This is a genomic window from Paraburkholderia sp. BL18I3N2 (assembly GCF_003001875.1).
Classification (GTDB): domain Bacteria; phylum Pseudomonadota; class Gammaproteobacteria; order Burkholderiales; family Burkholderiaceae; genus Paraburkholderia; species Paraburkholderia phytofirmans.
The window spans coordinates 1-10,012 of record NZ_PVNC01000027.1 but is presented as its reverse complement, the minus strand read 5'-3'; the positions used below and the strand labels follow the sequence as shown (position 1 = coordinate 10,012).

Annotated in this window: 9 protein-coding genes; 6 read left to right on the top strand and 3 right to left on the bottom strand. The window is 63.5% G+C overall.

Annotated features, from left to right (window positions below; all coding sequences use genetic code 11):
* Positions 1 to 11: 11 nt before the first annotated feature.
* The 5 genes from B0G75_RS36265 to B0G75_RS36245 all read left to right on the top strand — a co-directional run bounded on the left by B0G75_RS36265 (position 12) and on the right by B0G75_RS36245 (position 5,834).
* Positions 12 to 1,850, top strand: coding sequence for a DUF2300 domain-containing protein (locus B0G75_RS36265; protein WP_106314548.1), 1,839 nt, complete (start codon positions 12 to 14; stop codon positions 1,848 to 1,850).
* The gene (locus B0G75_RS36260) at positions 1,847 to 2,737 is read left to right on the top strand and encodes a YfaP family protein (protein WP_258194881.1); all 891 of its coding nucleotides are present in this window, start codon (positions 1,847 to 1,849) and stop codon (positions 2,735 to 2,737) included. Before B0G75_RS36265 ends, B0G75_RS36260 begins: the two co-directional genes overlap by 4 nt.
* Before the next feature lie 22 nt (positions 2,738 to 2,759).
* Positions 2,760 to 3,575 carry a YfaP family protein gene (locus B0G75_RS36255; RefSeq protein ID WP_106314547.1) on the top strand — a complete coding sequence of 272 codons (816 nt, stop codon included), beginning with the start codon at positions 2,760 to 2,762 and terminating at the stop codon, positions 3,573 to 3,575.
* 89 nt (positions 3,576 to 3,664) lie between these two features.
* Positions 3,665 to 4,771, top strand: coding sequence for a YjgN family protein (locus B0G75_RS36250; RefSeq protein ID WP_106314546.1), 1,107 nt, complete (start codon positions 3,665 to 3,667; stop codon positions 4,769 to 4,771).
* Between the two features lie 13 nt (positions 4,772 to 4,784).
* Positions 4,785 to 5,834, top strand: a complete 1,050-nt coding sequence (locus tag B0G75_RS36245) for a M48 family metallopeptidase (protein ID WP_106314545.1) — start codon at positions 4,785 to 4,787, stop codon at positions 5,832 to 5,834.
* Positions 5,835 to 6,016: 182 nt separating this feature from the next.
* Here the strand turns inward: B0G75_RS36245 and B0G75_RS36240 are convergent, their stop codons facing one another.
* Positions 6,017 to 6,493 carry a PRC-barrel domain-containing protein gene (locus B0G75_RS36240; RefSeq protein ID WP_106314544.1) on the bottom strand — a complete coding sequence of 159 codons (477 nt, stop codon included), beginning with the start codon at positions 6,491 to 6,493 and terminating at the stop codon, positions 6,017 to 6,019.
* Positions 6,494 to 6,945: 452 nt separating this feature from the next.
* Between B0G75_RS36240 and B0G75_RS36235 the strand changes: the two genes are divergently transcribed.
* Entirely contained in the window at positions 6,946 to 7,326 is a 381-nt protein-coding gene (locus tag B0G75_RS36235; protein ID WP_106314543.1) for a hypothetical protein, read from the top strand.
* 86 nt (positions 7,327 to 7,412) lie between these two features.
* Here the strand turns inward: B0G75_RS36235 and rpoD are convergent, their stop codons facing one another.
* Entirely contained in the window at positions 7,413 to 9,410 is a 1,998-nt protein-coding gene (gene rpoD / locus B0G75_RS36230; RefSeq protein ID WP_106314542.1) for an RNA polymerase sigma factor RpoD, read from the bottom strand.
* A 387-nt stretch (positions 9,411 to 9,797) separates the two neighbouring features.
* Positions 9,798 to 10,012, bottom strand: a 215-nt coding sequence (locus B0G75_RS41065) for a hypothetical protein (protein WP_219908318.1), incomplete at its 5' end; no start/stop codon positions are given.

Below are 10,012 nucleotides of genomic sequence, written 5' to 3'. Positions count from 1 at the left end.
ACGAGACCGCCATGTTCCGCGCGCTTCGGCCTCTACGCGATCGTTTGGCAGCCAGGCTGCGGATCGCGCTTGCCGTGGGCGTGGGACTCGGTTGCGTTGGGCACGGCGCGTCGGCGTATGCGGTGGCTTCGTCTTCAGCCGCATTGGCGAACGCAACGGATGCCGCTACTGGAATGAGCACCGTGACGTCCGCTGGAATGTCAGCGCGATCTTCATCGCAGATGCTGCGCTTCGCCTGGTTGCGCGACGGCCAGACCCGGCTTTGGCAAGTCGACGGCAGCGGCGCCGCGCCCGGCTTCTCGCCGCAGGCCGCGGGTGTCTTGCCCGCGAAGCTGGAGACGCCGCTCGGCAGCGTCTGGAAGCTGTTCGTCTACGGCTATCTGCTGGACCGCAGTATCGCCACGCCGGATTACGCCTGCAACGGCGGCGATCCGGAAGAAGTGTATTGCTGCATGACAGGCGGTCATATCGACCGTGAACATGCGCTGGTGCAGTCGTGCGGACTCTTCTTCGAGCCCGCGCGCCTGCAGCTCGATTCCGCCGACTGGCGCAAGTATTGGACCGCCGCACACGCGCCGGCCTGGCTACGCGATCTGCGCGCCATGACGCCCACGCATCGCGTGCCGGTGGCCGAACTGCTCGCCGCTTTGCAGGCGATGCCCGCCCGGCCGCGCGAAGCGGCAGCGAGCACGCTGGTGTCGGTGCTGACCAGCGGACGCGGTGAAGGTACGGTGTCGCTTTATGGCAGCGTGTTGCGCGCCAAGACCTGGACGATGCCGGATCCGGCGCGTCCGGGCGCTTCGATCGGCGGCGCGGCCGGCTGGCTCGCCGACGGCACGCCGCTGTGGCTCGGCGGTCCGGGCGGCAGCGCGCGCGTGCTGGCGGCCGCCGCGCCGCGCATCGCGCCGCTGCTCACGCAAGTCACCGTGCCGGACGACAGCGCCTGTGTGCTGGTCGATTTCTTCAGCCGCTATCCGATTCGCGAAGTGCTCGGCGACAAGGGACCGGCCGCCGTGCCCGAGGGTCCGTTGCGAGGCGATTTCCGCGTCGGCTTCGTCAATGGCAATTGGGCGCGGGTGACGAGCCGCGGCGAGTTGCGGCTCGATCGCGATGCGGCCGGTGCGCCGCAAGTGGTCGGCCGTTTCGGCATGAACGACTATGTGGCGCGCGTGGTCGAGCGTGAAGGCGACACGAGCCAGGCTGAAGCGGCGAAGGCGCTGGCGGTCGCGGCGCGCACATACGTCGTGCAGCACGGCAGCCACGACCACGGCTGTTTCCGTATCGACGACAGCAGCAGGACGCAGCGTGTTCTGCCACGTGCGCCGACAGCCGCCGCGCGCCATTCCGCCGACCTCACCGACGCGCTCGTGCTGACCGGCGTGCCCGTTCAGTATCACCACGACAAAGCGGCGCCGGGACAAATGAGCTGGCTGGCGGCCAAAGCGTCGGCGCAAACCGGCCTGACATTCGACGCCATTCTCGCGCGCACGTGGCCGCAAGCGACGCTGACTTCGTTCCAGAGTCCGCTATCGGGCGATTGCGTCGAAGTGGCCGGTGCTCAGGCATGGTTGCAGCGCAACGCGCCGATATGGGCGCGGCGCATGGACGGCGCGGCGGGCTACGAAACGCCCGATCTGCCCGCTGTGTGCGCCGTGCGCGAAGGTCGGCCGTATGCGGATGCGCAGCGCAATCGCGTGTACGTGTACCGGCTGCAGACCGAAGAGGACCGTATCGCGTTGGCGCATGAATACATTCACCTCGCGTTTCAGCATCATCCGCGTGGGCTCGACGAGACGTTTGTCGAGCGCACCGCGCGTACGCTGATTCGCACCGACAATCCGATCCAATGAATACCGTCTTGCGCTCGCCGATACCCTTGTTGCGCTGGCCGTCTCTACGGCGTGATCTCCATGGCCGCGCCGTCGTGACGTTTGCCGCAACCGTGGCTACGCTCGCGATCTGCACGATCGCACCGAACGCCCAAGCCGCTGACGCGGACGGTGCGATTGCCGACTTGACCGGCGCGTTCGGCGGCTGGCGTCACAGTGGATCGACCAACGAGGGCGAGCATTTCGTCGCGGCCTATCCGCGACCGCCGGTCGATCGCGGCGCGCAGCGTTATCGCACGCTGATCGAAGGGCGCCTGAAGCGCATCGACAAACACGCGCGTAAGCCGCCGACGCTCGTCGTCAACGGCAACCCCACGCCGCTCTACACCGACGACGAAGGCGCGTTCGCGCGACCGTGGGCGTTCGGCGCGGGCTCGAACAGCATCGAGCTGATTTCCGCCGATGGCAAACAGCACCAGCGCATGCAGTTCTACGAGGCGGACCGCAGCAAGCCGCAAGCGAAACTGCGCACGATGGTCACGTGGGACGATCCGCATGCGCAGGTCGATCTGCATGTGATCACGCCGGGCGGCCTGCACGCCTTCTTCGCGAACCCGACACTCGAAGACGGCAGCGGTTTCGATGTCGACTCGGTGGACGGCGCCGGGCCGGGCATTTTTTCGTCGGCGGCGCCCGAGCATTGCACGTGGCTGTTCTTTCTGAATTACTGGGGCAATTTCGATTCGACCGGCTATAACTTCGATGCCGCCGCGCACGATCGCGACGTGATCACGGCGACGTTGACGCTGGTGTTCAACGAAAACACGCCGAACGAACGGCGTGAAACGATGGTCGTGCCGCTGCGCAAGATCGGCGACCTGATGCTCGTGAAAAGTGAGCGACTCTGACAGCGGGATGGGAGCAGTGACGATGAAGGTCCACACGACGGGTGAGATAAAGGCGAGCCGCACCTGGCTCGCAATGGCCTGTTCGGCCGGTTTGGCCTGCTTGCTGGCAGCGCCGGCGGCGTACGCGAGCGACATCGACTTCGCTGCGCCGTTGAACGGCTGGCGCAACACGAGCGGCGACAGCGAGCGCTATACGCAGGACGTGCATTACCCGGCGGTGGCGGTGTCGACGCCGGAAGGGCAGTCCAGATTCGCGCTGATCGAAGGGCAGATCCGCAACACGCCGAAGAAGAAGGGCACGTCGGTCGGCACGCTGGTCGTAGACGGCACGCCGCTGCCGCAGCGCGTGGAAGAGGACGGCAAATTCTCGCGTCCGTATGCATTTCCTGCCGGCAGCAACGGCGTCGAACTGCGCACGCCGGACGGCAGCCGCAAGCGCGTGCAGTTCTACGACGCATACAGCGGCAAGACCCAGCCGAAGCTGCGCGTGCTGCTCGCGTGGGACACCGACGGCACCGATCTGGATCTGCACGTCGTCTCGCCCGACGGCGCGCACACCTGGTACGGCGAGCGCGTCGCGCCGAACGGCGGCGCCCTCGACGTCGACGTGACGACGGGCTACGGGCCCGAGATTTATTCGTCCGCGGCGCCGTTGAAGGGTACGTATCTGGTCTATGTGAATTACTACGGCAGCGGCAATAGCGGCGCCGATATGACCGTCGCGCAAGTGACCATCATCACGAACGAGAATACGCCGAACGAAAAGAGCGAAACGATTCGCGTGCCGATGCGCAAAGCTGGTGAATTGACACTCGTGAAAACTTTTGTATTGCCGTAAAACAGGGAACACTCGTTGGTCAGCGGCCCGCAACGCTTACACCAACGCGGGCCATAAAAACGTCAGTTCGTGAATGGGGCAGAAGAAAAATGAATTCACTCGACCAGAAGCAGCCGCTCTTGACCTATGACGGCAAGATTGGGGAGTTGTATGGGATCTTCATCAAAAATCTGTTGCTGCAGATCGTCACGCTAGGCATTTATCGATTTTGGGCGACCACTAATACTCGTCGCTATATCTGGTCGCGCATGCGGTTTCAAGGTGAGCGGTTTGAATACACCGGCACCGGCGGTGAATTGTTCAAAGGGTTTTTGCTGGCGATCGCGATTATGATTGGCGCGATTGTCGGCGCGGGCATTCTCAGCGCGGTTCTGCGCGCCGTCACGGGGAGCGCGTTGCTCGGGGCGTTGCCGCTTCTTCTTCTGTATGTCGTGATCGCCGTGGTCGCGGCGGGCGCTTATTTCAGCGCGCAGCGTTATCGCCTGAGCCGCACGCAGTGGTGCGGCATTCGCGGCGGCATGACCGGTTCGTCGTTCGTCTATGGCGTGTATGTGTTGCTGTATGGCCTGCTGTGCATCGTCACGCTCGGTCAGATGGTGCCGTGGGTGTCGATGCGCCTCGCTGAACGCCGCATCAACGCGAGCAGTTTCGGCAGCTTGCCGTTTCACTTCGAAGGCCGCGCCCGCGCGTTGTATGCGGCGTTTGTCGGGACGTTTGTCGGCGTGCTCGTGCTGCTGGTCGTGCTGGGGGCGATCTTCCTCAAGAGCTTCATGGCGCTGCTGCCGATCGGCCACGCTCCGCTCAAGGGCAACGATCCCGCCGCGCTCGCCGCGATCGGCTCGGTGTTTCTGTTTTACTTACTGTTTATCGTCGGCGCGTTGCTGATTCAGTGCTTCTACCTGGCGCTGGTCACGCGCCATGTCCTGGGTAATACGACGCTGGGCTCGCAATTGCGCTTCGGCAGCAGCATTACCGCAGGGCGTCTGCTCGGCATGATCCTCGGCAATCTGGCCATCGTCGTGTTCACGCTCGGTTTGGGTTTGCCGATCGTCCTGCATCGCGTGATGCGGCTCGCGGCGGATACGCTGCAAGTGTCGGGTCAGCTCGATCCGCAAACGCTGGCTCAAAGCGATCAGGCGCCGCCACGTACCGGCGAGGGCATGCTGAACCTGCTCGATCACGGCGGCGCGTTCTGATTCTGAGGCGGAGTTGACCCACTCCGATTCAGAGGGCGCGCGCTCGGCTGGCACGCGCTTTTACGACGGCCGCAGCGCCGCGGCTCATGTGGCCACGCTGCGTTGGAGCGACGCGTATCTTTCCATCGACGGCGCAGCGGGTGAACTGGCGGTGTGGCCGCGCGCGCGGCTGGTCGTCGGCGAACCCGATCCGGATGGGCGCGTTGCGTTGTCGTGCAAAGGCGAGCCGGGTCGCGTCTCGACCGATCCCGCCAGGTTGCCGGCGCAGATCATGCCGCCGCGCATGAAGCGTCGACACTATCTTGGCTGGATGGCGGTCGGTGTGGTGGCGCTGGTGCTCGCGTTCGTGCTTGTCGTGCGACTGCCGACGGTGGGCGCCGCGCTGGTGCCGAGCGGCGCGGAAAACCAGCTTGGCGAGATGGTGGAAGCAGTCGTCGTCGGCAAGCACAAGGTGTGTCGCGGTGAAGAAGGACAGCGCGCGCTCGAGCAACTCGAAGCGCGGCTCGCTCGCGCGGCGGGCATCGCGCAACCCGTTCGTCTGGAGGTGGTCGACCGCAAGATGGTCAATGCGCTGACGCTGCCCGGCGCGCGTATGGTGATCATGCGCGGTTTGATCGAGCGGGTCGGCAACGCCGATCAACTGGCCGGCGTGATGGCGCACGAGACCGGCCATATCGCGCGGCGTGATCCGATGGTCGCGTTGTTTCGCGGCGCGGGCATCGGCGTGATCAGCGCGACGCTCGGCATCAATTTCGGTTTTGCCGATGTGTCGTCGCTGGCTGGGCGACTCGTGGGATTGTCGTATAGCCGCGAGATGGAGCGCCTCGCCGATGCGAACGGCGTGGCCTATCTGCAAGCAAGCGGTTTGCGCAGCGACGGACTCGCCGGTTTTTTTGCGCTGACTGACAAGCGCAACGGCAGTGCCGGCGCGGCTGTGGAGTTTCTTTCCGATCATCCGCGGACGAGCGATCGGCAAAAGCAAAGCCAAGGATCGCCGCTTGGCGAAAGCGCGTTGACGCCGCAAGAATGGGCCGCTGTCCGGTCGATGTGCGGCAAGCCGTGAGGCACGCGACTTATTCGGAGCGCGGTGGTGAAAGCCAACGCGTTCAAGGAGTTGGGTGAGTCATGCGCAGGTTGTCCACAGGCTTGCGAACAGTTTCTGTGGACAAATGCCGTGGACAAGTTCGACCGCGAGCGTACCTGTGGAAGAGGCGGCCCGGCAGATCGACGTGGCCCGTCTGACGATCAAAGGTCGGTGTCCAATCGCCGCTCTTCCACTACGTCACGCGTGGCAGCCCAGTACGGCGGGCGTTTGTAATACTCGTGCACGGCCGTGCCCCATTGCATGTCCGCCATGGAAGGCCAGTTATCCTTATCGAAACCGGGTGCGTTCTTGATCCGATCCGCGCTTGCATCGATCACGAAGCACTTGTCGTCCGTGTCGAGCGTGAGCGCGCTCCACGGAATCGCGTGAAGCGTGTCGCCGATGCCGAGAAAGCCGCCGGTGGACAACACCGCGTAGGCGATCCGCCCGCCGCGCACGTCGAGCATGATGTCGGAAATCTTGCCGACATGTTCGCCGTCGGACGACATCACCTTGTTTCCTTCGAGCGTGGCTGCCGCCATGACATCCGGTCCGGGACCGTCGCCAATGCCGACTCCAACAATATTTGCGCCCTGCGTGCCGGCGGATGCCGGGACTTGGGGATCGAGCGTAGTCATGATGTGCTCCTCGTAAAAAGCGTACACAGGGAGCGCGCAACGACTATGCCTGTTAGCTGGGCGATGGTTGGCGCGGGGGCGGTTTGCAGGTGGTCGCCGCTGCTGCTGGCCGTGTGGCGGTTTTTGCGCGTGCGGCTGTGCGGCGAGGCATGCGTGCAATTGGCGGTTGTGGGCAGCGTTTGCCGGACAAAGGTGCGCGGACGGTGGTTGGTTTCGGGCGGTTCAGCGCGCGTTCGACCAAAAGATCGGCAACACGTGGACGCGGCGATCCAGTAGAAAGTGCTTCCCCTTTCTTACCGGTGCTCAAGTTTCGACGAACCGAGGTCGATAGGATTTATAACCGGCTGCGTGACGTCGACAGACTGTTTGCGGCGCGACTGTATAGGCGCTCATTTTGCTGTGCGTGGGGCGGTGGCCGGCGGATCAAAAAAGCAAAATCAACGGAGGTTGCTATGCAAATCGACAGTGCGTTGTCGTCGGCACTGCCGGGACCGGACCGCGCGACGACGAAAAGCCCGTCCGCGGCGCACGACGCTGTCGCGCAGACATCGACTGCGGATGCACTCACGCAGGACGACGCCGTCCACATCTCCGCGGAAGGCGCGGTAACGGCGGCGCAAGAAGGCAATTCGGGTCAGGGTGACGCGGTCAGCGATTCCGCAAGTGAGAACACACCGGCATCCGGCGTTTCAGCGGTCAAATCGTTTGCGTACGGCACGCTCGGGCTCGAGCGTCCGGATCAGCCTCGGGAAGCGCACAACGCGTTCTACACGGCCGGGCGATGGCTGGCAGCGGGAATCACGATCGGGGGGATCATTTCGCTGCTTGCCTGAAAGGGGCGCGGGAAAAAGAAAGCGCTTGCCGTGCGTGACGCACGGCAAGCGCTATTGACGGCTTACCGGTTGATTTAGCGGTTGGCTTAGCGGTCGAGGAACGACTTCAGGCGGTCGGCGCGGCTCGGGTGCATCAGCTTGCGCATGGCCTTGCTCTCGATCTGACGAATCCGCTCACGCGTGACGTCGAACTGCTTGCCGACTTCTTCGAGCGTGTGGTCCGACTTCGTATTGATGCCGTAACGCATACGCAGCACCTTGGCTTCGCGCGGCGACAGCGAATCGAGCGCGTCGTCGATGGCGGCGCGCAAGTCGGCTTGCATCGCGGCGTCAGCCGGCGAGGACGCTGCCGAGTCTTCGATCATGTCGCCGAGCGTGGCGTCGCCGTCGTCGCCGACCGGCGTTTCCATCGACACCGGCTGCTTCGCGATCTTCAGAATACCGCGCACCTTCTCTTCCGAAAGTTCCATGCGTTCCGCGAGCACGGACGGATGCGCTTCCTGACCGGTCTGCTGCAGGATTTCGCGCGAAATGCGGTTCAGCTTGTTGATCGTTTCGATCATGTGCACCGGCACGCGGATCGTGCGAGCCTGGTCGGCGAGCGAACGCGTCACAGCCTGGCGGACCCACCACGTTGCGTACGTGGAGAACTTCCAGCCGCGACGGTATTCGAACTTGTCCACCGCCTTCATCAAGCCGATGTTGCCTTCCTGGATCAGATCGAGGAACAGCATGCCGCGGTTCACGTACTTCTTCGCGATCGAGATCACGAGACGCAGATTCGCCTCGATCATCTCGCTCTTCGCCTTGCGCATCTTCGATTCGGCCGCGACCATCTGGCGGTTGATCTCTTTCAGATGCTTCAGCGGCAGCGAAACCGTTGCTTCAATTTCGATCAGCTTTTGCTGTTCGGACTGAATTGCCGGCAAATGACGCTCTAGCGCCGCGCCGTACGACGACGCACCGCGCGCCGCACGTTCCGTCCAGCCGAGGTCGGCTTCATGACCGGCGAACGACTCGATGAACTTCTCGCGCGGCATGCCGCTTTTCGAAACGACGATTTGCAGAATGTTGCGCTCGATCGCGCGAACTTGCGCGACCTGTTGCTGCACGTCGCCGCACAGGCGGTCGATGGTGCGTGCCGTGAAGCGGATCTTCGCGAGGTGCTGCTGGATTTCTTCGCGTGCGCGCTGGTACGCCTTCGAGGTGACGTCGCCGCGCGTGTGCGATGCGTTCATCTGGTCGGACAGCATGCCGACCTGCGCGAAGATTTCGAGGCAGTCGCTCGTGAGTTGCTTCAGGCGCGCTTCGTCCGCTGCCGAGGAGTCGGCCGGGCCGACGTCGTCGTCGCTGTCTTCGTCGTCGTCGCTGTCCGTGTCGGCGTCGACGTCGGCAGATGCGTCCGCGCTGGCGCTGTCTTCTTCGGCGGCGAGGGTGTCTTCGTTCAGCCCGTCGACCAGTTCGTCGATGCGCAGCTCGCCGTCGGCAACCTGCTGGGCGCTCGCCAGAATGGCCGAGATCGCGAGCGGGCAAGCGGCGATCGCCTGCACCATTTCATGCAGGCCGTCTTCGATGCGCTTCGCGATCGCGATTTCGCCGGCGCGCGTCAGCAGTTCGGTCGCGCCCATTTCACGCATGTACATGCGCACCGGGTCGGTCGTGCGGCCGAATTCGGAATCGACGGTGGACAGGGCGACTTCGGTCTCCTCGTCCGCCTGATCGTCCGACACGACGGCCGGGGCGTTCGAGTTGAGCAGCAGCGTTTCCGCGTCGGGGGCCTGTTCGTAGACCTGCACGCCCATGTCGTTGAACGCGCTGACGATGCTGTCGATAGCGGCCGTCTGCGCGAAGTTGTCGGGCAGGTGGTCATTGATCTGCGCGTGGGTCAGGTAGCCTTGCTCCTTACCCAGCTGGATCAGCGCGCGCATCTGGCGCTGACGCTCTTCGGCTTGCTGCGGCGGCAGTTCGGCCGCCACGGGGATCGCTTTACCGGCGCCCTTGCCCTTGGCCGTACGGCCCGAAGGCGCTTTGGCGGTGTAGGCGGCGGTTTCGTGTTGCGAATCTTCGCGATCAAAAGGGTTCACGTATTCTCCTCTAGAGGCTTCGCTATGAGACGCAAGACGCGACCGTCAGGCGTTTCGAGCATGGCTCAACATCACCTGAGTGACTCAACGCGGTTGTTTGGCTGTGCTCTGGGGAGCAAAAAAGATGAGCCCGCTCGAAGCGGGCCGATAGAAATGTGCGAAATTCGCGCGGCTCGCATTATATCCGAGCTTGGGGCTTTGCGCTCATCGTGTGCACATCTTTTCATCATGCGCGTTTGTCGCAGGTCCGTCCTTGGGCCGCCGGTCGGGCGTAGCGGTCGCCTAACCGATGCATCTAGGTGCGTGCACATTCGCTGTTTTCAAGCTCCTCACTATAGAGGAGTTCGGTTGCCCTCACACGGCGGGATCACGTTTGCACAGCTCTCCCTATATGTAGGGGAAGCATGTTCTGGCGTCGATCAGCGCCAGATCAAAAGAAAATTCACAAAAGGGGGTTGACGATGTGTCAGTCGTTCTCCATAATCTCGTTTCTCTGCTGCTGATGCAGCGACGCAGAACGAAGCGGTGCCGGGGTAGCTGAAGTGCGGTGCCGGTTTGGTGGTGAATGCGGAATCGATCTTTAAAAATTAACAGCCGATAAG